The following is a 22,783-nucleotide window of genomic DNA, read 5'->3' on the forward strand; positions in this document are numbered from 1 at the left end:
ACTGGGCTTTTTTTGTTCTTAAACAGGAGAACCCTATGAGCCCGAATTTTGTGGATAGACACATTGGCCCTAATGCCCAAGAGACTGCGGAAATGCTAAAAACCTTGGGATTTAACCACCTCAGTGACTTTGTCAGTGAAGTGATCCCTTCTAACCTCCTGGCCACTCAACCCTATGAAAATAAACCCGCTCTTTCTGAAGCCGAGTTTTCTAAACTGGCACAAGAGATTGGCTCTAAGAACAAAGTCCTTTCCTCCTACATCGGGCAAGGCTATTACAACACCATCACTCCTGGGGTGATCTTAAGAAATATCTTTCAATCCCCTGCTTGGTATACGGCCTACACCCCTTACCAATCTGAAATCTCTCAAGGACGTTTGGAAGCCATTTTGAATTTCCAAACTATGGTGATGGACCTCACAGGAATGGACATCGCCAATGCCTCTTTGTTAGATGAAGGCACAGCCGCCGCTGAAGCCATGAGCATGTGTCGCGGTCTGACTCGCAAAAAAGGGGCTGACACTCTGATTGTAGATGAAAATGTCTTTGCTCAGACTGTGGACGTTCTTAAAACTCGTGCGTGGCCCTTAAACGTCAATATCAAAGTGGTGGACTTAAAAACTTGGGAGCCTTCAGCCGAAGACTTTGCACTAGTGGCTCAGTATCCCAACTCTTTAGGTGAAATTGAAAATCCAGAGAGCTACTTAAGAAAAGCGCAAGCGGCCAGTGTCATGACCATTTGCTGTACGGATCTTTTAGCTTTAACCCAGATCGAGGCCCCTGGAGTTTTAGGTTTTGATGTCGCCGTTGGAAACTCTCAACGCTTTGGAGTTCCACTGGGATTTGGCGGTCCTCACGCGGCCTTCTTTGCCACTAAAGATGCGTTTAAGCGTTCTGTGCCTGGTCGTCTGATTGGTGTTTCCACAGATCGACTCGGTAAACCAGCACTAAGAATGGCACTGCAAACCCGTGAACAGCACATTCGTCGCGAAAAAGCGACAAGCAACATCTGCACCGCTCAGGTGCTTCTTGCTGTGATGGCCTCTATGTATGCTGTTTATCATGGACCTGTGGGGCTGAAATCTATGGCTCAGAAGATCAATGCCTATGCTCAAGGTTTAAAAGTTGAACTTGAAAAGCTAGGTTACAAACTGGCTAACACCTCTTTCTTTGATACTTTGTCTATCATCGAAGGTCCCAAAAGCACTTCAGAAGTGCAAAAGCTCTTTATCGGTCAAGGGATCAACGTGGGACTTTGGAAGTTAGGCTGGCAATTTTCTGTGGATGAGACTTGGACAGATGAAGTCTACACTCAATTTTTAACTGCACTGGGAGCTAAGGATATTAAGCCTCCGCAAGACAGCAAAAGCACTCCTTCTGCGCGCACGGACTCTTACAACTCACTTTCCAGAAAAACAGAATTTTTAACTCACCCTGTGTTTAACTCTCATCACTCTGAAACTCAGATGCTCAGATACATTTACGGGCTTCAGGGTAAAGACTTAACATTGACTCACTCTATGATCCCTCTTGGATCTTGCACCATGAAGCTCAATGCCACTTCTGAAATGCAACCCGTGACTGACGCCCATTGGTCACAACTTCACCCCTTCATCCCTGAGGATCAGCATTTGGGATATGATGAGATGTTTGCGCGTTTTGAATCTCGCCTCAATGACCTGACTGGATTTTCTGCCTTTAGTTTCCAACCCAATGCGGGATCACAAGGTGAATACGCAGGACTTTTAACCATTAAAAAATATCTTGAAGACAATGGACAAGGCCATCGCAATGTGTGCCTGATCCCAAGCTCGGCCCACGGAACCAACCCTGCCAGTGCCGCCATGTGTGGTTTTAAAGTGGTGGTGGTCAAATGCGATGAGGACGGAAATATTGACCTGACTGACTTGCAAACAAAATGTATTGAACATAAAGATAGCTTAGCCGCCTTGATGGTGACCTATCCTTCCACACACGGCGTGTTTGAAAGAGAGATCAAATCCGCGTGCACCATGGTGCATGAGTCTGGTGGACAGGTGTATTTAGATGGGGCGAACATGAACGCTTTAGTGGGATTCATCCGACCCGCAGAATTAGGCGCTGATGTGGCTCACTTAAATTTACATAAGACCTTTTGTATTCCTCACGGTGGTGGCGGACCAGGCGTTGGGCCCATTGGTGTCGCTGCTCATCTTGTCCCTTACTTACCTGGTCATGGAGTCAAACCCAGTGCACAAAAGGCAAAGAGCTTTGGCCCCGTATGTTCGGCTCCATGGGGAAGTGCGAGTATCATCCCTATCTCATGGGCTTATGTAGAAATGATGGGATCTGAAGGATTAAAAAAAGCTACGGAATATGCCATCCTTAATGCCAACTACATTGCACAAAGATTAAAGCCCTACTATCCCATCGTCTTTACAGGTCCTAAGGGTTTTGTAGCGCATGAATGTATCATTGACCTGCGCGGATTTAAAACTACAGCAGATGTGACTGTGGATGACTTTGCCAAAAGACTGATGGACTTTGGTTTCCATTCCCCCACCATGTCCTGGCCTGTGGCGGGCACTTTGATGATTGAGCCCACAGAGTCTGAAAGTAAAGCGGAGCTGGATCGCTTCTGCGATGCTATGATTCAAATTTATAACGAAGTCAAAAAGATTGAAGCCGGAGAGTACGATCGCAAAGACAATCCTTTGACCATGGCTCCTCATACTGTGGCTGAAGTGACTTCTGATCATTGGGACCATCCTTATAGCCGTAAGGATGCCGCTTATCCTCTGCCCGACCATAAACTTAATAAGTTTTGGACTACTGTGAGCCGCGTAGACAACGCTTCAGGGGACAGAAACCTGGTATGCAGTTGCCCCCCACTGGAAAGTTACACTTAAAAAATAAAATCCTTGGCCTTAAGGACACACCTCGGCCAGGGCTTTGCTGATTTTGAGTTTGTTCACGTCAGAAGTGATGCCACCCGCAGTGGATGTGCTGCTATCATCTAGACTTGTCAGGCTATAGCCTTCTCTAATTTCATAGTAGTGATAACGCGATTTTTCTGGAATTCGTCTTTCATATTCTAAAATCAAGTCCATACTTGAACATAATTTATTTGTGACAAAGAATTTCACATGTATCGCTCTTTCGTACTCTATGTTGGCATAATGCCCAGATTTTTCAGATAAGTCATAAGCAGCTATCTCTTTAGGGTAGGAATGCTCTAATATCTGACGCAGATAAACCTCATCGTAGAGCTTATGTTTTGTTCTTACATAGTACTCAAGCCGTATCAAGTCTATCTTAGATGATCCTTCCATTTGTTTAAGCATAGTTTTATAGGTCGGGCTTGTAAAAATATCTAATACTTTACTAGCCTCAGAATTTTCCCAAGCTATCACAGACTTTAAAACCTCTACCGCATCAAAATAAGAGCCCCACTCATCTTCACCTGATCCATCTATATAAATCTTAGCTTTTGATTCAAATTCAGATAACATTCTTTGGTAAATCGCGGGGTCCTTGTATCCAAATTTTAAGATTTCACGAGCCGCCCATTGTGCAATTTCATCTCGGTTGTTTATGATATCATGAAAGCCCTTCTCCACAATTCTATGATCCTTGACGTGTAAACAAGCTAGACCCGCAACAGTGAACATGTCCCACTTGCCCTTAGGTAAAGATTCAAAGCGCAGCTCAGGCAAGTGCATCTCGTAAGAACAAATGGCCTCTGCCTTTTCGCGGGTAATTCCTTTGGTAAGATCTAAAATTTTATTTTGATAATCTGCGATCTGTTTGGGTGTAAGAATGTTAAAGTATTGCCCAATACTTAATAGGTTCATCTGTACATTTAAAAATCCTTCCACACTTCCTGACAGATAATCGTGCATCACCTTTTTAGGAACTTGAGTCTGTTGTATTTGCTTTAAGATTTCTTTTTCACGATCAGAAGGAGGATCATTATTATCTTCCCTATTTCTTCTCCTGTCTTCATTCTCATTTCTTGCAAAATCACCAATGGTAAATAGGCGGCGTAAGAACACCTCTTCACTATACATACTGTCTAAAATAAATTGCAGTTTATCCTCTGTGGTCTGAGCTACAATCATAGGACAGGCATCTAAAAACACTTCCCCCGTAGTTCCTGCTGTCTGCTGTTGTGTTGTCACTTTTAAAGCTTGCGACCAAAAGTCATTATTTTTAGCATGCGAAATCTGAGACAAATGCTGATCGTAATCGCCCACTTCTTTAAAATAGTTATGCAGCATCGGGCGCACATTACGACCTGAGGGTCCTACAGAATCAAATCCATAAATCTTAGGAACTTTAGCAAAGATATTGACCATTCGATCATGAAAACTGCCGCCAATAGGTGTATAACGAATGGCTGCGATATTTTGCGCCTCAAGCTCATTAAATCCATCTTCAACTAACACTCTGACATACTCTTCTGGTGTGCGATGATCTTTAATCTTTCCCGCCAAAGTGTTACAGCCAAATAAGAACACCTCTTTAGGAGCATTCAAAATACCTGGACAGGTGCGTTCACAAGTTGTGCGCTCTAAGTTTTCAGTGGACAAGTTAAGTCCTGAGCTTCCAAAAAATGCACCGCCAAAGTGTCCCGAGATCACAAGAATGTCACATTTAATATCCGCCTTACAGGCGTTTTCAAACCACTGGTCTTTAGCACCACTGTCTGCCAGTTCAATCAAATTAAAATGAGGTAGGTACTCGCTAAAAATTTCTTTTTCATCTGCAGAGTTAATCGTAATTGCACATAGATTTTTTTTCTTGGGATCAATATTAGCGATCTGATCTTCCAAAGAAGCCACATGTCTTTTGTTATTAACATATTTGTAAGCATGTATTTTACGCAAGAACTCTCTAGACTCTTCGATCTGTGCTTGTGTTCGAGGCGCATCCGAAGAGCACTGACAGCCATTCACTAATAGTAGTGAAAGCAATAAACCTATTCGCAATTGAGTCTTCAAACGCGTTCCCCCTCTATTTTGATCTTTATCCAGATAGACTGTGAATCTTGAGCGATTTTTTAACCTTGCTGCGCCTTTCAAAGGCCAGCAAAGAAAAGACCGACACGGTTCACGTTTTAATGTTACATTTCAAAGCTCACTTAAAACAAGTTCATGTCGATTTAGCCTAGACTAAATATAGATTAGATTTAGTTTCGTAGGTATAATCGTTTCTATGAAAGACTCAGCTCAGGCCCAACCCAACTTAAGTCCATCTCCCTCACCTAAGACAGCCTCTTCGGACCACTTTTCTTCCGCACAAGGGACATCTTTACTGCTACTTCACGAGCTGTATGAAGCCATTGAGGGCCGTTTAGATGAAGCCACCAAAAGTAACCTTGGGAGTCTCGTCGGATTTTTAACAGGCTCGCAAAAAAACTATACGCCACCCTCAATCAATGGCGCAGCCTCGGTCTATCAAGCCACACAGACCGTAAAGTTTTTAAAGTTCTATTTAGAGTTCAATCATCTCTCCAAAAGATTCCATCGCATCCGAGAGACTGTGGAAGCCCATCTTGTGCCCGACCTAATGGAAGAGTTCAAAAAGAGTGCACAAAACATCAATGCCGAAGAGTTTATAAAATATTGTGATCAATTTCAGATTGACTTGGTCCTTACCGCTCACCCCACAGAAATTTACGAAAGAAAGATTCTCAAAAAATACATTAAGCTGATGAGCAATTTAAAACAGTCCGCAGATTCTAAGTCTTCTATGTTTCACAAAGACTTAACCAAAGAGCGCCAAGCTTTACTCTTAAGCCTATGGCTCAGCCCCAATCGCCGTCGTGAGCGCCCCAGCCCCAAGGATGAGGCCAAGCTGGCACAAATGATCTACCAGTACTCTTTGTGGGAAGGCCTCTCACAATTTAAACGTTTATTTTACAGTTTTTTAAGAGAGCAGAGTCTGCCTCTGCAAGTGGATAAAAATAACTTTCAATTTTATTCTTGGATGGGGGCTGACAGAGACGGAAACCCTTATGTCACCGCTAAAGCCACAACCAGTGTGGTGCAGAGTTTTATCAAAAAATCTTGTTATTTATATTACCGAAGCTTTAAAAGATTAAAAGAAGACTTGAGTTTTGACATTCCTCTCAAGCACGGAACCTATTTGCCTGAAGATGTGATTGACGATTGCAATTCCAAAATTCAAGAGGTGATCCGTTCTGGTTTTGACTTTGAGATCATCACCCGTAATGAAAAATACATCTATGAACGCATGCAAGAACTGTATGACCGACTTGTGGCTTACAACGCTAAATTCTTAGCCGATCAGAGGCTCCTAAATATTATGGATCGTCTAGAATCTTTTGGTTTAGCGGGTATGAAGTGGGACATACGACAAGAGAGCGCTTACCATGATCACATCTGTGATGAGATCTTTGCAGAGCATCTCTTAAAACCCTACTCTTCCATGTCTGAGTCCGAAAGACTGTCCTTCATTCACGCGTCCCATAAAAAATTTAAAGTCTGGATGGACAACTCCGAATCCAAAAATTTTTCGTCTGCGGCCCTAGACTTTATCTTGACTCTTAAAATGATCTCTAGATACGGCACTAAGGTTTTTAAGTACTATATCATCTCTATGACTCGTAGTGCTTCTGATATGCTGCTCATCCAAAGGCTTTTACAAAGTTTAGGTTCAAAAACTCAGGTGGTTCCTTTATTTGAAACTCTAGAGGATTTAGAGAACTCTCCCGAGATCATGCGCACTTATTTTTCAGAGATCAAAAATGATGTCGCCTCTGATTATAAACAACTGGTCATGCTAGGATATTCCGACAGCGCTAAAACAGGCAGTCGATTGTCCTCTGTGTGGAATATCTATCATGCTCAAAGAAAATTGTCTTTGATTTCCAAAGAACACCACATTCCTCTTTGGTTCTTTCACGGACGTGGGGGCAGTATTGGACGCGGTGGGGTTCCCGTACCTCAAGCCATTAAATCCTATCCTGCTGAATCTATAGAAGATGGCTTTCGTGTGACTGTTCAAGGTGAGGTGATCTTTGATCGCTTTGGATTTCCCGAAGTGGCCGTGCAGTCGATGATGACCTATATTGTAAGTCTCCTAAATTATAGATTTGCAAAAAGAAAATCCCCTGAACTGCTAAGCAAAGTGGAAAACCTGTTTGCGGAACTGAGTGAAGTGTCTAAATCCAAGTATCGAGACTTGATCGAACATGAAGAGTTTTTCACTTACTTTGAATCCGTCACACCCGTCAATCACATGGCGGATTTGAACATTGGAAGTCGCCCGACCAAAAGAAGTAAGTCCAAAAAGAAATCCTATCGTGCCATCCCTTGGATTTTTGGTTGGACCCAAAATCGCTCCTTACTTCCTGCGTGGTATGGAGCGGGAACCGCTATTGACTACGCCATCCAAAAATGGGGACTTGAGGAAGTGAAGTTTTTGTATCAAAACTTCTTTCTATTTCAGTCCGCCATCGACTCGATTTATAACACTACGCTAAAAACCAATCTTAAAACATTCGAATCCTATCATAAGCACTTAAGTCAAAAATCCGAATCTTCAGAAGAGTTTTTTAAAAAGATCATGGAGGAGTATCAACTTTTAACTTTACATTTACATAAAGTTATTGATACGCCTTCTTCTGTACGCAGCAACTTTGAGGAAAAACTAAAGGGTCGACTGGAAGTCATGGATTGGCTCAACGACTATCAGATCGAAATCTTAAGACAAGAACAGCGCGATGAACTCTCCTCTGATTTGCAAGAGCTTTTAATTTTAAGCATTCAAGGCATTGCTTCAGGAATGGGAAACACAGGATAATATGCACTCTCTTTATGACGCCATCGAAAAGACTCTAAACACCCTCAATTATTCCTACCAAAATCCTAAACCCTTAGCTGCGGCTATTTTAAAAGCCTCAGATTACTTCATCAAACGCGCAGGAGCTTCTCCTTGGGCTGACCCTGATTTTTGTGCCGCTTATATTGCCCATTTTTTACCCATGAATGTCTTTCGCTTACGCCAAGGGCTTATTCGCTTACAGCAACCACAGATTCTTCAGCTTTTGCATCACACTCCTGTTTATGATTATGGATGTGGGCCTCTGACATTTTTAATCGCTTATACCTTGACCTTTAAACAGTGGCCTTACAGTTATAAATATTTTGACCTTGATCCGCGCGCGCCTCGTTTGGGTTTACAGATTTTAAAACAGACTCTGACAAGAATGGCGACGGAAACACAACATGATAAACCCACAGCCTCTCTCAGCCAAGAGCTTCCAACACATCTTACGCCTCTAAATCAAGTGTCTTCAGATCATATTGTCACTTTATCCTATTCTTTAAATGAACTTCCCGAAGCTTTAAGGTTACAATTCTTAAACTTTAAGCACCTTTTGATCTTTGAACCTTCTATGCGCACCACCTCACGTCAGCTCTTAGAGTTTAGAAGCATAGCACTTAAACAAGGGTTTTTTAGTCTTGCACCGTGCTTTCATAGTTTAGCTTGTCCCATGCTCACCCATTCACAAAAGGACTGGTGCTTTGATCGCGCGAGTATAGATCTTCCTCCTCAAGCCTTGAATCTCTACAAACATCTTCCTTTTGATCAAGAGCAAGCCACTTTTTCTTACTTGCTGTTAAGCCAAACAGAGGCGGCTTCTGTGGCAGCTACTCCATGGGCACGAGTGGTCGGTGACACTCTCAAAGAAAAAGGCAAAACCCGCACCATGATTTGTAGAGATGAACGCCGTGAATTTCTGGCGGTTCTAAAAAAACAAAAGCTAGACCTTAAGCTACATCGAGGTGAGGCCATACAAATTCCAGAATCTACCGAAATCAAAGGCAACGAGCTTCGCATAACATCCTTGCCTGAGTCCTAAAGCTTAGATAAACTTTCTTAGTAAGACACTAAAGAGGGTGGTATGAGCAGAAGGCTTCAGAAAATAGCAACAAAATGGACTTTTTTATGCTTCGTGATCTTAGGGCTTCCTGCGCTTACCTCAGCCAAATGCCCTTCCATTGATCACAGCAATAAAACTCTACAAGCTCCTGCTAATTTTTTAACAACAGCCATCTACGCCCTACATTCACAATTCACCACAGAGAACTTCAGCAGTGATGAAGCCCTCGCAGCACGAGCTCAACTTTTTGATACCGTATTTAATACTCCCTATTGGGTCAAACAGGCTAAAAATCGTCAAAGTGCTAATTTACTGTGGCACTGGATACGCACTCAGTACTGGGGTATTGTAAACCAGCAGGGTTTACTTAAAGAAGAACAGGGATATAAATCTAAAATCAACCAGAACTTACACGTCGACTTAGAAAAGATCTTTAAATTTCCTGCTTTTCCTCACGTGATCAGTGGCAAAAAATTCATCTGCCCTCACAGAGACAACGCTTACTACCCTTGTGATAGCAACAATCTGATCTTTGATGTGGTACTTTCTCCAACTCTGGCGTGCAGTGCTCCTGAATTTCAATCCAATATGACTTTCCAATATATCTTGACTCAAACCAGTCATGGCTGGGCGATCCTAGATGTTCTATTTAAGGGGGTAAGCCTTATTAAAGACACCTATCGTGGATTTGAAGATTTGCATAACCGTTACGGTAATTCTAAGGCACTGGCTCATGTTCAAAGACTCTACTCACTGCCTGTAGATAAAAAAACAAACCCCAACGATCAACCACCTCACTCTGGCGAACTGGCTTTTAATAGAAAGTATAAATACAAACTGCCTAAATATCCTCTTAATTTTTAGGCTAAGAATTCAATATTATCCTGCGGACAACTCTAATTCAAAATCTCTGATCTCTCTTTTAAGACTGTCCTTAATGGGGCCTTCTGCCATATTAGCAACACCCTGTTTATAGTATTCCACAGATGAAGAATCCAAAAGCCCTTTTAAATTTTCTACAAGAGCGTTGGCCACCATAGGGCTACCGTAAGCAATCTCTTGCAGCAATTTAGTGTGAATCATTTGTTTGTCTTGTTCACTCACATTGCTTTTTAAATATTCTAAAGCTTCGGGGATAAGATGTGCATCATGATAGCTGATATATTCATTAAGAATAATATCTCTCCAGCTTGCATCATAAATGTCTTTCGAGTTTAAATGATTAAGCACTGTCTTTTTAATATGACCACTAGAAAATTGTACAGCATCTTTTAAAAGCTTTTCTAAATAACTGGCAGACAACATATCCACATCTGTCAGATGCTCATTGATACTGCTTAAAACATTCAACTCATAAGCTCTAGGATCTTCTTTACCAAAATCACAGGCTTCCGTTCTTAAGCAGTTTTTAAGCTCTAAATACTTTTGATGAAAGGCCTTATCGGGATTCACTGAAGACGCTTCCACCTTACTTCCTGAAGGAAGTCTAGGAGGTTCTTCTGGAGTTTTAAACTTCTGGCGTAAACTAGGGATGATCTTTTTAATCGCGTTTTCTTCTTGGCCACTGATCTCGCGTGCTGGAGCTTCTGGCTTAAATTCTTTCGCAAAGTAGTACCCTACACCTATTAAACACATCGCAACTAGTATTAAGAAAAAATCAAACTTTTTCATACTATTCCACCTCTGTCCATGTTTGGGTTGTTGGAGTTGGTGCTAGTCGTCCACTATAAATGTATCCACTTTGTTTTTTATACTCAACCTTATAATATACATCTCTATCAGTGCCACGAATCACTCTCGCAAGCACATCTAATCTTTCACCTTTAGGAACTCTAGTGATCAGGGCTCCAGCTGCTGTGGTACGTAAATTGATTCCTTCTGAAGCTTTAACCATCACTCTGTCAGAAATATTAGCTAAATACATTTTGGCTGTTTTTCTGTCTGAAGGAATTAAATATTTATCGTAGTCTGCATTGGTCCCGCCATGAACGTATCCCACGTGTTCACCATTAGAAACCAAGTAGTATCTGATTTTAGAAGCAGGATTGATATATACATCTAACACCTGATAAATTTGTCCCTTATTGATTACTGACACAAGATCGCCACCTGGAGTTTTTCGTAAATTGACGTTGACCGTCGCTTCTACGAATCCACCTACTTTAACTACATCAGGAGAACTCACCACTGGAGTTGTAGGAACTGGGGTCTCTGGTGTGGGTGAAGGCTCGCTTGGTTCATCAAAACATTTTAGCCCCCCACCCTGCACTAAACAGTTAAAATTATATTCATAAGTTTTTCTGTTATCCACGTACTTGGCCCAAGAGGTCGACTTGAATTTATCATAGTAATTTATGTCATTTCTAGCCCATGTGTCTTTAGGATTGGTCCAACGACACAATTTGCTTGAACCCCCATTGTAGGCAGAATACATAGCTCGCGTTCGAGACACATAATTACTAGCACTTCCCACACACGATGCACTAGCTGCTCGCTCCCACTCTTTATAAACTAAATCTAAAGCATAGATGATATTATCTTGAACTCTAGCGGCTCCCCCTGCATTGACTTGCACAAAGTGCCAACGGTCATCTACTTGCATCAACCCATGCCCATGTCCAAAGTCTCCTCTCATCATACGCAACTTGCTATCTGTAGTCCTGTAGTGAGACCAAAAGCTCTCTTGGTGAACAAGAGCTAAAACGGCCTTAGTCCAAGCTGCCTCTTCAGCAGAGGATGCACTAGGTTTTCTGCGCTTTAAATACGATGTACTCATACCAGTAATGAACTTATTCATTTCAGACATATATCTTTGTCGCTCTTCAGTTCTAGATTTGGCATCTTGAAAGACGATCGCCTTCCAATAATTATTCACATCACTTTCGTTTTGAAAGACATTTACTCGACAAGCTCTAGGAGCTCGACCAAAGTTCCATTCGCCAGAAATGCCCTCATTACATTTCCAATTGTCAGGAGTCTTATTTTGCCCGAGCACAGGAATAGAGAATAAACCTATTACAGAAACCGCCAATACAAATTTTGTTATATGCTTTATGTCTTTCATAACTAGATTAACGGCTATAATCTAGACGAGACCAAGGACGACTCGATCTTAGGACGGCAAAGGTCAAAAAAAGTGAACAACTCCTTGGCAAACCCCAAGTGAGTGTTTCATTTTAAGAATGTTTTTTTATTTTTCTGTCTAGTAAATGGTAAAACTTTGACCATGCGCTAGTGGACACTAGACTTAATTCTAGCCCCTAAGTATGTAAGAAATCTTATGATCTTTTAATTTTTCTATAGGCTGATGACCTTTGGCGGAAAAGCAGAAATCATATCCCAACACTTGGCTCACCTCATAGTCATGATCTGTATCCCCAACATACACCCCTTTTTTATAACCACGCTCTTGTAAATAGGGCTTCATTCTTTGGGCCTGCTCAATTTTGCCCCTGGCATAAATGTCACTAGCACCAGAAATATCATTAAAATAGTGCCTTATATTGAAGGCCTGTAATTGTGATTCAAGGTGTTCAATATTCGCCGCAGACAAAACATATTGGTTCACATTAAGGGCTTTGGCGGCTTCCAAAAGCTCTAGTGAATCTTCAAATAAGGTCATCTGTGAATCATACGAGTGAAAGCCTGTAATATACTTTTGGGCCACACGATCAAAGTCAGGCCCTTGGGAGGGCAAACCTAAGGCCGCATAATAACGTGAAACAGGAAAGCCAAAGTGTTGCCGATATTCATCGACAGTGATGGCCTCAAGCCCCTCCTCGACCAAAATTCTTGCGATCACCTTATGTGTGTAGGTCAAATCGTCCAAAAGAGTGCCATTCCAATCCCAAATCACCACATCATAATCTTTGATAAAGTCCTTAAAACACACAGAAATTTGCTCCTTTAGGCCTAAAATGTAGGGCGTCCATTAGGTGTACAATCTTTTCCTTGTTTTTTCTAGCCTTTGGCCGATTTTTTGGCTTTTTTAAAAAAATTAGAATTTCAAGCATTTAAGTCCTTCTCTTCTCAAACCGATACAAAACAAAACGAGAAGTGTAAGGGGCATATCTATATGTACACAAATATCGCGTCAAAAAAGAACTGTTTAGGATTAGGCTTTTTAGCGTCCATATTTATCATCTTACTCGCAGGCTGCTCTGGAAGTGAGTTTTCTTCTGTCGGTTGCGGAGATGGTGATGATTGTGATGTGGGAGGCCTTTCTTATTTCTGGGATATTTCTGATTGGCAAGGTTGCGATAAGACCTGCGGTGGCGGAACAGAACTCCGAACCATTGTCTGCCGTGATACCGATGGAAATAAAGTTCCTGATAAACGATGCCCTGGAACTAAAGAGCCCACTTCCCGAACCTGTAACACCCACTCTTGTGCTGGCGATTACGATTGGTTGATTGGCAGCTGGGGAGCGTGTTCTGAAGTGTGCGGTGGCGGACAAAGATCACGTTCCGTAACTTGTAAACACAAAGATGGAGCCACTGAAGCTGACAACAAATGTCCAAGTCCAAAACCCGCTACTAGCGAAACTTGTAACTCAGACCCTTGTACTTCAGGATACTACTGGAAAGTTTCTGAATGGAGCACATGTTCTAAAACTTGTGGAACAGGAATCAGAACACGAACAGTATCTTGCGTCAACGGCGCAGGACAAGCAGCACCTAACGATTCACTTTGTGAAGGCACACGCCCTGCAGAACAAGGAACATGTAACAGTCACGCTTGTGAATCCACTTACACCTGGTACACAGGAGACTGGGGCAACTGTTCTAAAACTTGTGGTGGCGGGATTCAAACTCGTACAGTAGCGTGTTTACGTGACAATGGTACATTTGCTGCCGAATCTTACTGTAGTAGCGCTGGTCCAAGACCCCAAGACACAAAAACTTGTAATTCACAAGCGTGTGGTCCTACATGTTCCAACACTAAATACATCAACACTCAAGTGCCAAACACTTCAAATCAGTTAGACATCTTGATTGTGGTGGATGACTCTGGATCTATGGCGGCTGACAACCAAAAGTTAGCACAAAAACTTAAAGGTTTTACTGACGATCTTGAGCAACGTTGTAATATCACCGACTGGCAAATGTGTATCACCACTACAGACGTGGACTACTATGAGGGACGCGCGATCATGTGGCAGTCTCATGGACATCATATTCTTAAAGCAGGAACACCTAACATCCATAATATTATCACTAACACTATGACATGGATTGGACACGGCTGGAGTTCTGACGAACAAGGAATCAAAGCGATTAACCTTGCCGTTCAACAAAATAACAGAACTAAGTGTTTCAGAGACAAGGCCGCTATGTCTGTCATCTTAATCTCTGATGAAGACGAACGTTCTGTTGGTGGAAACCAAGCTTTAAGTTCAACTCAATACAAACCACTTGGAGCACTTAACTACCCTAACTCTGTTCCTACAACCATTAAGACCTACTTAGGTAATGACAAGAAGTTCAACGTGAACTCTATCATTGTAAAGGATGCTCAATGTAAAGCTACTCAAGACGCTCAGGGTGCAGGAGCTAAGAGTTTCTATGGTACAAAATACCAAGAACTTTCTAACCTCACTGGCGGTGGTGTAGGCAGCATTTGTAGTTCTCACTACGTGGATCACTTAAAAATGTTTGCCAATAAGATCGTACACACGGTCTCTTCTATCCCACTACAATGTAGACCTGTGTTTACCCCAAGTGTGACTGTCACACCTGGACACACGGGCCAGTCCTTCAATGTGGTTGATCGAGAGTTAATTTTCACCCCTGTAATCCAAGGCCCAGCCAATATTACAGGTTCATACTGTTGTGCTCAATAACAAGGAGAGTAAGATGAGCGAAGAAACTAAAAAAGATGACCAAACTTTAGCATCAATAAGTTTTATCCTAGGCTTAGTCCTTGTTGGAGCGGCTATATTCTTAGTCAAAAACTTTGATGGCAATTCAGACAAAGTAAAGGCTTTAAAAAGAGCTGACATTTATGCCCAGCAATTGATCGACAAAGGCTTTGAAGTAGAAGTAGACCGAGACATGCCAGGCAGAACCCTAGCTTCAACCCCTAGTACTGACAGTGAGCTTGTGCAGGCTCTTGAAGGACCTTTAGGTATTGATCCTTGGGGTTACCCCTTCCACTACTTTGTAGAGAAGCAGCCTAACACTCTTACAGGAAAGATGGTCGTCTGGTCAGGTGGTCCTAACAATAAATTTGAAACCATTGCTGACGAGATCAAAAACTCATTAAAACAAGGTAAAAATATTCGCTTTGTGGGTGATGATTTCGGTAAAGTGATCAAATTTAAATTAGATCCAAGCTTTGCCAACAAATAAAATCTACTGAGTGACTTCTCTTGAAGTTCATTCCGCTTGGATGAAAACCAAAATTCATAAAAAAAGACCATTCTAAAATGGTCTTTTTTTAGTATCTACTTTTTTTCAACGAATTGATTGCTGTTTCAAGATTTTATATCCTCAAAGACATGCGCAATTCGGCTCACATTTTCTGCGAAGGCTACTCATCCCAAAGACGTTCGTTGTCCCACTCATAGATCATGCAAAGGGCAGGCTTATAACCTAAATCTCCTGATGCAGTCAGGGTCACATAAGCTTCACAGTCCAAAGTGCCTGTGGAGCCTTCATCCCCTACAAACGGAGCGTAAACCAGATACACAAAAGTGGTTCTGCCATCCTCGTCTACGATTTGATCCATTAACTTTTTAACTTGGACCGCACCAGTACGTTCTGTTTCAAATTCCCCTAAACTATTCACCACATACTGCATGTCATAGATAGGCATTCCTAAGTCCACAGACCCTTCAATAAAGGGCAGATGTTTTTGTACTGTAGTCTCATCTAAAACATAGGTCGGTTTATTTTGTGCAAAACTGACCGACGCCAGTAAAAACGATAAGCTCAACACCACTAATGATTTTAAGTTCAAATTTTTCATCTTTTGGCACTCCCTTTTTTAAATTTGGAGCCAAAATACAACCCTAAACCCCCCTAGCCAAGGGATTTTTAAAGGCACCTAGCGTGTGGCGGTAAAAAATGTTCTGTTTTCGTCAGGATATTCTGCCAGACTGACCCAAAAACCCAGTCTACCAATCTCGCGCCCGTCTTGGGTCTCAATAAGAACCCGATATTCGCCCTCTTGGTAGTTCTGTTTGGAGGCATAGCCTCTATAGCCCCCTTTGCGTCCCCCACGAATGCTCATAGGAATACGATCTGTGGTCGTCCATTGCTGTTTGGAGTCATTATACAGCTGCCAATGTAAAATCACGCTGTCACTAAAACGCGCTGGAGAAAAGACTCTGACAAACACATAAATCTTGTCCCCCTCTTGAGCGACAAAATGCTGATCGCCCTTTCGCCAAAACATCCACGTGGGGGTTTGATGCTTTAAAATGTAATCCCCTTCGACTTTCTGCACATCGTGATAGATCCCAATCTCTTGCGTAGATAAAGGCACAGGGGGAATCCAACCCAAGTAATAAAATAAACCAAAAAGACTTAACACCGCCACACCTGGTAGGATCAGCGCATTTCTAAGAGCCTTACCGTTGTTCACACGCCTTAATAGCATTCGATAAAGGGCCCAAAGAAATAAAAGTGTGGCCACCAAAGACAAAGCAAAGGGCTGCCAACCTACAAATCCTAGCAGGACAGGAAAGATCATCGAAAAGAAAGAAAAAACACAGATCAGATACAGGCCAATTTTAAAGTTCACTTTATTTTTTCTAAAGAACTTCAACTCATTGATCACCATCAACGAGACCATAAAAATAATAAAAGCAAAAGAAGAAAAGATCGAAGCACTCTTGATAAAGAAGATCGAGTAAATGCTTAAAAGCCCACCCATAAAGAAATGTAAAAACACATCCCTATAGTCCCAAATCTTAGAAAACATCCTACGCACTTGGATGCCCCCATCTTGGCGACTTAAAAAATCATAATAAAGCAGAAGACCAATAGTAAAAAGATAAATCACCTGCTGAGCCACAGTCAGTGGATTATCAATATCAGATACGGTAAAAATATCTACTAAAACTCCAAAGAAAAAAAATCCAATATTGATTCGGGTTTCGTTTTCATTGTAATAATTTTTAAGACGATTCGTTAAACTTCCCATATTCAGAATATAAACTAATTCCCATAGGGACTAAATCTCTTTTTACAGCAAAGCAAACTTTGACAAGGAACACGACCAAAGTGAGGTCTCGTTTTATAGATTTCCTACATCTTGAAATTTAAACTCTTAAGGCTCAGCTAAATTAAGCTTTAACAAGCTTAAGGATTTAAATTTTCCTATTTATGAAAATGAAGATTCTGCTCCTTAAAAACTCATTCCAAATTGCATTTTCAAAAAAGTTAATCTTGGGAAATACGAAGCAAAACGCATCACTTTTTTAACATCATCTTTATCATTGTGATCGCTGGTATGATCTGTAAAACGCTCGTACTTATACAGCTCAAACACAGGCTGAGACCAAGACACCCAATCCACTGTAAAGGTCATGTTTTTTTTAATTGTCCAACGATTAGAAACTCCAATATGAAACCCTAACGACTGCTGCACCAGTTCTCTGGCTGTGCTTGCATAGATCGGAGAAATCCCATCCATCAGTGCATCACTCAGGTGAACACCAAAATTAAAAAACACTAACCCATAAGTGATATTTAAACTATTTCTACTTTTATACGATCTTTTTAACAAAGAAATTCTTTCTTCTGAAAGACTTCCGATCTCATCAAAAAAAATGGACACATCACTTCTGACATACTCAAGCTCATAAGTGGTGGAAGGGTCTACAATCCAACCTAATGTCAGACCATATTTATTGGGCAACAAAATATCTATCGGTGAATAATTGACTAGGACCAGCCAGTCACTATTGGCACGACGAACTTTAGACTCACCTATCACGTTAGAAACATAGTTCACAGCCCCTTGAGCGGCATCCACAGCACCCTGTACGTTCAAAGACTTCTGTTGTAGCACCTTTGGAGTTGGCACATCACTCCGACTCTGATCGTAATCTTGGTCTGGTTTTTGAATTTGATTTTGTGATTGAGCAGGCAACCGAGTGGAAGTTTGGGTGTCTACTTGAGCCAGAGTGAGTATCGGGGTTTGTATCTGAGCCTGAACTCGGGTTGCCAGTAGAGCATGGGCCATCACAACACATCCTGTAACTATAAATATAAAGAACCACCTTCTCATCTATCCCACCCCTTGCGCTTCTAAAGTTTGTAAGAATCTACAGCACTTGTTTTATAATGTAAAAATCTTGCTTTAAATTTTACAAATTAGCTAGTGGGATCATATTTACATTGTAAAAGCCTACGTTTAAACTCTAGAGCGACTTTGATGAATGGAAACAAGCTGAATAATTTCATCGATGAAATCACCATCTGCTAGCAGAAGATACTTTTATAAGGAGGGGGAGATGTATTTTTTTATTAAGACTTTGATTTCTGCGCTGGTCATTGCTGGAGTAACTATGCTTTCAGAGAAAACTCCAGTAGGGGCGGCTTTATTGAAATCACTCCCACTTACATCTTTTTTAGTATTTCTCTTTATGAAGTATGAAGGCAGGACAAATCAAGAAATTAGCAGAATGTCGTGGGACATTTTGTGGTTAGTTTTACCATCTCTTATCTTATTCGTTGTATTTCCGATCTTACTTGATAAAGGACAAGGATTCGGAACTTCGCTTTTTGTCGCCAGCATTGTTATGGTTACTGCTTATGGGACTGTCTTAAAGTTATTAGCATAAACATGTACAAGCGTGCTCAGAAACAAATTCCAAAGGAATTTGTGATTGGTGCCCGCCATCCGAGGATAGGAGAACCACTGGTTAAGGTAGAAACCTACTCAATCCAGTGGCGGGAGCCAAGGGTTGATTTGGCGGAGCTGGCAAAATTACGTTGGATTGAAGGATATTCCCGAAAACAATTAGCTGAGAAATATGGAAAAACCACCGTAGCCATCCAGAATTACTTTCAGGAGCTGCGGCGGTTGAGGTTTTGTGTCTCTGGCTTATCTGAAATAGAAAGGGAGGAAATTTTATGGGCATCGAAAAACTCACTCAAGTAGTTATAGCAATAGTAATAATGGCAGCAGCCACTGGACAGCTTCCAAAGTTGGTACGAGAGGTGCAAATAGCTCAGTATAAGCTCCTCAAAGACTCGCAAACGTCTAAATGGGGCCGAGCAATGCTATTGCCCGTCCGAACATCGGAATAATCGGATGGATAATTAAAAAATATCAAATAATTCAGGTGGTTAGATGACCGCAATGGTCATGCTATAACTGAAGCATCAAGGAGGTCTTAATGAACAAAATAGCTAGAGTACCTAAAAAAGGGGCTGGGCGAAGACTTGCACAGAAACTTAAAGAACTTGGACAACAAAAACCACCACAAACACTGATTGATAAAATAAATGGAGATGAAAAGAAAAAAGTGGCAGCACCTACTCCATCTGCTTCAAAAGACGTGGAGATTTAATGCAGATATTAAGAGACCCTGAGTTTTTATCTAAATATTTTCATAGCCTTGAAGCTCAACCAAAATGTCTTGTAGATACAGGATTTCTTTATGCACTTGCTTATGCTGATGACCGTTTGTTTGAACAGGCCAATGATCTTCTTGATCTGCTTTCTGATCACGGCGTAATATTTTATATAAATGTTATCAGTAGAATGGAGTTTGTTGATCTGCTTTTTCGTAAGCAAGTAACACAAGGGTGCATTGAGCTTTTTAGTAATATTAAACATAATACCCAATACAAAGGTATTTTCAATTTACTCAAAGATATTCGGGATAAAGACACAGCAGCTCGTAGAAAAAGCCAATCTTATAAACTTGATGAATATCGACTAAAAAAGCTTCGTGAAAACATTAAGTTCGTTCATGAACTTGGAGGCTGGGAAGATTTTTGCCAGAAATATGTTGGCTCCATGTTACAAAACGAATGGATGATGATTGAAGAAGACCTTGGACTCAATTTTGTTGAGGTCATGGAAGGAAGCGTTTCCGATGAAATCACTTCACCGCTTCGTTGGAAAGACATGGTTGATCTCATGGGCGAACATGGTCTTCGAGGTCCTGATGCCATGATTCTACATTTATTTATGAAGAGCAAATTTGAAGTTCTTATCACGACAGATAGCGATTTTAAGTTGTGTCTGGACAATCAATTTTTTACATCAAGAAACAAAGCTGTTTATTTATTAACTTAAATACTCGTACTCATACATCTTTCCAAGTTAACGACCAAAGTCCAGAAGCGGTCTTATATAAATTCAGAATTACGCTCTAAGTGCCGACAAGTCTTATAAAATTATAATTTTTTGTAGTCTTTTTTGTGAATATCCAAAACAAAAGATTAGGACACACAATAGGAATAAACATGAACTTTACATGGCAAGATTTTTTTCACGAATTGTTTATCAAGATTGTATCGGAATTCGACTCTAAATCACTAGCCGAGTTAGTTTACAGAATATTTCCTGAAAATGCCATGATGGACAGAGATGAAAACAACAGAGAGCTGAGATTTGAAGAGTTTGATCCTTGTTCATTTCTCGCACGTTTTAACCGCCAAGAGCGTACCGATAAAAAAATTGAATACTGTATAAAGGCGAAAGAGATATTGAAATTAACTTCAAATATCCCACAAGATTTCAATGGAATTCCTATCTTCAATAATATGCGATGGATGTTCTTCCCTTTCAAAAAAGAACGGAGCAAGTTTGAATATGAAGCTTTGTGGGCATTTTCAAAAAAATTGGCAGAAGGGGAAATAACAAGAGAAACGCTAAATAATGCTAGAAAAAGCTTTGGAGCTGGTTTAACTTACCTAACGACCATTGCTTATATCGTATGGCCTGAAAAATACTTGCCACTCGATGACAGAACAAAGTCGTATTTACAAAAGAGAGCCCCATTTTTTGAAGATATGATTACTTCGGCAAAACGTTCAGAAGAACCTTTTGAGCTATACCATTCTATTCTAAAAAAACTACCAGATGTGATTCCAGGAAAAACCTGCGCTGATATAAGTTATTCTGCATATTTAGAAGATATTAACAAAGATTCAAAACCTTCTGGGCTAACAAATATCATCAAACCAAATGAAATAAGGTATTGGTCTATTGCACCTGGTGAAAATGCTGAATATTGGCATGAGTGGCAACAAAAAAATCTTATTTCTATTGGTTGGAATGAACTCGGCGATCTATCTAAACAAGATTCACTAGATGAAGTGGGAAAAATATATAAGAAAAAATATAAACCTGAAGGGTCTGCAAAGAATAATATTTTAGCAAACTTTGAATTTGCTCACCGACTAAAAATAGGAGATGTGGTTTTTGTCAAAAAAGGTCGAACTGAACTTTTGGGAGTAGGCAGAGTTATATCTGATTATAAGTTTGCTGCAACAGAAATCCAATCCCATACTCGGCAAGTAGAATGGATGAGTATTGGTACATGGAAATTAAAAAGCGATAAATTTGCAATAAAAACCCTTACTGATATTACGGAGTACGAATCATTCGTTGAAAATCTTCTTAAACTTAGTGGATTAGATGATTCTTCAATAATTGGAGACATTGTGAATAAATTAAAAGAACCATCAATGAATAAGAATACTATATTTTGGGGGCCTCCTGGCACTGGAAAGACGTATAAACTTCTTCAACTTCAAAATGAATTTGAAGATCAAGAAACAAGTACAGCTTCGGATCAAGTTGTTCAGTGGGTTCAAGATACGGACTGGTGGGATGTTGTTGCTGCTGCAATGTATGAAATTGGAAAACCAGTTTCTGTGCCTGAATTATTTGAACATGAGTTTATCCAAATTAAGGCCAAGCAGTCCTCAACTAAAACACCTAAAAACACACTTTGGGCAATGCTTCAAACGCATACAGTTCAAGATTCGGTGACAGTTAAATATGGACGCAGGCAAGAGCCTCTCGTTGTAGACAAGTCGGAAGACTCAAAATGGTTTTTAACGGGAAATTGGGAAGAGCAACTTTCTGATTTAGTTTCTGAAATCCAAAGCCTACGCGATGTAAAAACAGTTAAACGTTATGAAATGGTTACATTTCATCAAAGTTATTCGTATGAAGAATTTGTTGAAGGTATAAGACCAGAAATCCAATCCGATGGAAATAGTGTAAGTTATCAAGTAAAAGATGGTATATTTAAAAAATTATGTCAGAGGGCAATTGAAAATCCAGACAAGAACTATGCAATATTTATTGATGAAATAAACCGTGGAAATATCTCTAAAATATTCGGTGAACTCATTACCCTTATTGAAGAAGATAAACGTTTAGGTGCTCCACATGAAGTTACGATTACTCTTCCCTATTCTGGGAAAAAGTTTGGTGTTCCTAATAATTTATACATAATTGGAACCATGAACTCTGTAGATCGTTCTATTGCTCTTGTTGATATGGCTTTACGTCGAAGATTCGATTTTATATCTATTAGACCTGATAGCTCACTTCTTTCAAATAGTGGAATTCATGAGTTTGATGTTCGAAGTATTTTTGAAAAGTTAAATAATAAAATATCCGTAATTCTTGGGACTGAATACCAAGTTGGTCACAGTTATTTTATGGATAAAAATGTTGGTTCAATAGCTTCTTTTAAAAAAATATGGTTTGGTGGTGTTTTGCCTCTTTTACAGGAATATCTCTTTGATGACTGGGATAAGCTTGAAGCTTTAGTTGGAAGCTTTGTTAAAAAAACTGAAGTTAAAGATTTAGAAAACCTATCTCTTCCTAAATTTTCATTTGGCTCTTTCATTGAAAACAATATTGCCGATGAAGTTTTCATAGAGTTTATGAAAAAGTTGGAATAAT

Annotated in this window: 18 protein-coding genes; 11 read left to right on the forward strand and 7 right to left on the reverse strand. The window is 40.5% G+C overall.

Annotated elements, in window-relative coordinates; all coding sequences use genetic code 11:
- Positions 1 to 35 precede the first annotated feature (35 nt).
- Positions 36 to 2,888: an aminomethyl-transferring glycine dehydrogenase gene (gene gcvP / locus M9899_09030; protein ID MCO5114307.1), complete on the forward strand. Its 2,853-nt coding sequence runs from the start codon at positions 36 to 38 to the stop codon at positions 2,886 to 2,888.
- A gap of 18 nt (positions 2,889 to 2,906) precedes the next feature.
- Here the strand turns inward: gcvP and M9899_09035 are convergent, their stop codons facing one another.
- Positions 2,907 to 4,982, reverse strand: a complete 2,076-nt coding sequence (locus tag M9899_09035; protein ID MCO5114308.1) for a hypothetical protein — start codon at positions 4,980 to 4,982, stop codon at positions 2,907 to 2,909.
- 214 nt (positions 4,983 to 5,196) lie between these two features.
- Here M9899_09035 and M9899_09040 point away from each other — a divergent pair, with 214 nt between their 5' ends.
- The 3 genes from M9899_09040 to M9899_09050 are packed head-to-tail and all read left to right on the forward strand — an operon-like array spanning position 5,197 to position 9,757.
- The gene (locus M9899_09040; protein ID MCO5114309.1) at positions 5,197 to 7,809 is read left to right on the forward strand and encodes a phosphoenolpyruvate carboxylase; all 2,613 of its coding nucleotides are present in this window, start codon (positions 5,197 to 5,199) and stop codon (positions 7,807 to 7,809) included.
- 1 nt (position 7,810) lies between these two features.
- Positions 7,811 to 8,872, forward strand: coding sequence for a small ribosomal subunit Rsm22 family protein (locus tag M9899_09045; protein ID MCO5114310.1), 1,062 nt, complete (start codon positions 7,811 to 7,813; stop codon positions 8,870 to 8,872).
- Between the two features lie 42 nt (positions 8,873 to 8,914).
- On the forward strand, positions 8,915 to 9,757 hold the full coding sequence (locus M9899_09050) for a hypothetical protein (GenBank protein MCO5114311.1): 843 nt from the start codon (positions 8,915 to 8,917) through the stop codon (positions 9,755 to 9,757).
- A gap of 15 nt (positions 9,758 to 9,772) precedes the next feature.
- Here M9899_09050 and M9899_09055 read toward each other — a convergent pair whose 3' ends face one another.
- The 3 genes from M9899_09055 to M9899_09065 form a co-directional block, all read right to left on the reverse strand.
- Entirely contained in the window at positions 9,773 to 10,564 is a 792-nt protein-coding gene (locus M9899_09055; protein ID MCO5114312.1) for a hypothetical protein, read from the reverse strand.
- A gap of 1 nt (position 10,565) precedes the next feature.
- Entirely contained in the window at positions 10,566 to 11,957 is a 1,392-nt protein-coding gene (locus tag M9899_09060) for a hypothetical protein (GenBank protein MCO5114313.1), read from the reverse strand.
- 189 nt (positions 11,958 to 12,146) lie between these two features.
- Positions 12,147 to 12,785, reverse strand: a complete 639-nt coding sequence (locus tag M9899_09065; protein MCO5114314.1) for an HAD hydrolase-like protein — start codon at positions 12,783 to 12,785, stop codon at positions 12,147 to 12,149.
- A 183-nt stretch (positions 12,786 to 12,968) separates the two neighbouring features.
- On the opposite strand from M9899_09065, the gene M9899_09070 reads away from it, so the two are divergent.
- Positions 12,969 to 14,735 carry a hypothetical protein gene (locus M9899_09070; GenBank protein MCO5114315.1) on the forward strand — a complete coding sequence of 589 codons (1,767 nt, stop codon included), beginning with the start codon at positions 12,969 to 12,971 and terminating at the stop codon, positions 14,733 to 14,735.
- Positions 14,736 to 14,748: 13 nt separating this feature from the next.
- Positions 14,749 to 15,243 carry a hypothetical protein gene (locus tag M9899_09075; protein MCO5114316.1) on the forward strand — a complete coding sequence of 165 codons (495 nt, stop codon included), beginning with the start codon at positions 14,749 to 14,751 and terminating at the stop codon, positions 15,241 to 15,243.
- Between the two features lie 181 nt (positions 15,244 to 15,424).
- Here the strand turns inward: M9899_09075 and M9899_09080 are convergent, their stop codons facing one another.
- From M9899_09080 to M9899_09090, 3 genes are all read right to left on the reverse strand, one after another.
- Positions 15,425 to 15,862 carry a hypothetical protein gene (locus tag M9899_09080; protein MCO5114317.1) on the reverse strand — a complete coding sequence of 146 codons (438 nt, stop codon included), beginning with the start codon at positions 15,860 to 15,862 and terminating at the stop codon, positions 15,425 to 15,427.
- A gap of 78 nt (positions 15,863 to 15,940) precedes the next feature.
- On the reverse strand, positions 15,941 to 17,041 hold the full coding sequence (locus M9899_09085) for a DUF2914 domain-containing protein (protein MCO5114318.1): 1,101 nt from the start codon (positions 17,039 to 17,041) through the stop codon (positions 15,941 to 15,943).
- Between the two features lie 204 nt (positions 17,042 to 17,245).
- Entirely contained in the window at positions 17,246 to 18,130 is an 885-nt protein-coding gene (locus tag M9899_09090) for a hypothetical protein (protein ID MCO5114319.1), read from the reverse strand.
- 226 nt (positions 18,131 to 18,356) lie between these two features.
- On the opposite strand from M9899_09090, the gene M9899_09095 reads away from it, so the two are divergent.
- The 5 genes from M9899_09095 (at position 18,357) to M9899_09115 (ending at position 22,782) form a co-directional block, all read left to right on the forward strand.
- On the forward strand, positions 18,357 to 18,686 hold the full coding sequence (locus M9899_09095; GenBank protein ID MCO5114320.1) for a DUF3147 family protein: 330 nt from the start codon (positions 18,357 to 18,359) through the stop codon (positions 18,684 to 18,686).
- 2 nt (positions 18,687 to 18,688) lie between these two features.
- A complete protein-coding gene (locus M9899_09100; protein MCO5114321.1) occupies positions 18,689 to 19,006 on the forward strand; it encodes a hypothetical protein in 318 nt (105 codons plus the stop codon).
- A 238-nt stretch (positions 19,007 to 19,244) separates the two neighbouring features.
- The gene (locus M9899_09105; protein ID MCO5114322.1) at positions 19,245 to 19,418 is read left to right on the forward strand and encodes a hypothetical protein; all 174 of its coding nucleotides are present in this window, start codon (positions 19,245 to 19,247) and stop codon (positions 19,416 to 19,418) included.
- Positions 19,418 to 20,152: a hypothetical protein gene (locus M9899_09110; protein MCO5114323.1), complete on the forward strand. Its 735-nt coding sequence runs from the start codon at positions 19,418 to 19,420 to the stop codon at positions 20,150 to 20,152. Before M9899_09105 ends, M9899_09110 begins: the two co-directional genes overlap by 1 nt.
- 170 nt (positions 20,153 to 20,322) lie before the next feature.
- Positions 20,323 to 22,782 (forward strand): AAA family ATPase, encoded by a 2,460-nt coding sequence (locus M9899_09115; GenBank protein MCO5114324.1) that lies wholly within the window; start codon positions 20,323 to 20,325, stop codon positions 22,780 to 22,782.
- Position 22,783 lies beyond the last annotated feature (1 nt).

This window comes from Pseudobdellovibrionaceae bacterium (assembly GCA_023954155.1).
Classification (GTDB): domain Bacteria; phylum Bdellovibrionota; class Bdellovibrionia; order Bdellovibrionales; family UBA1609; genus JAMLIO01.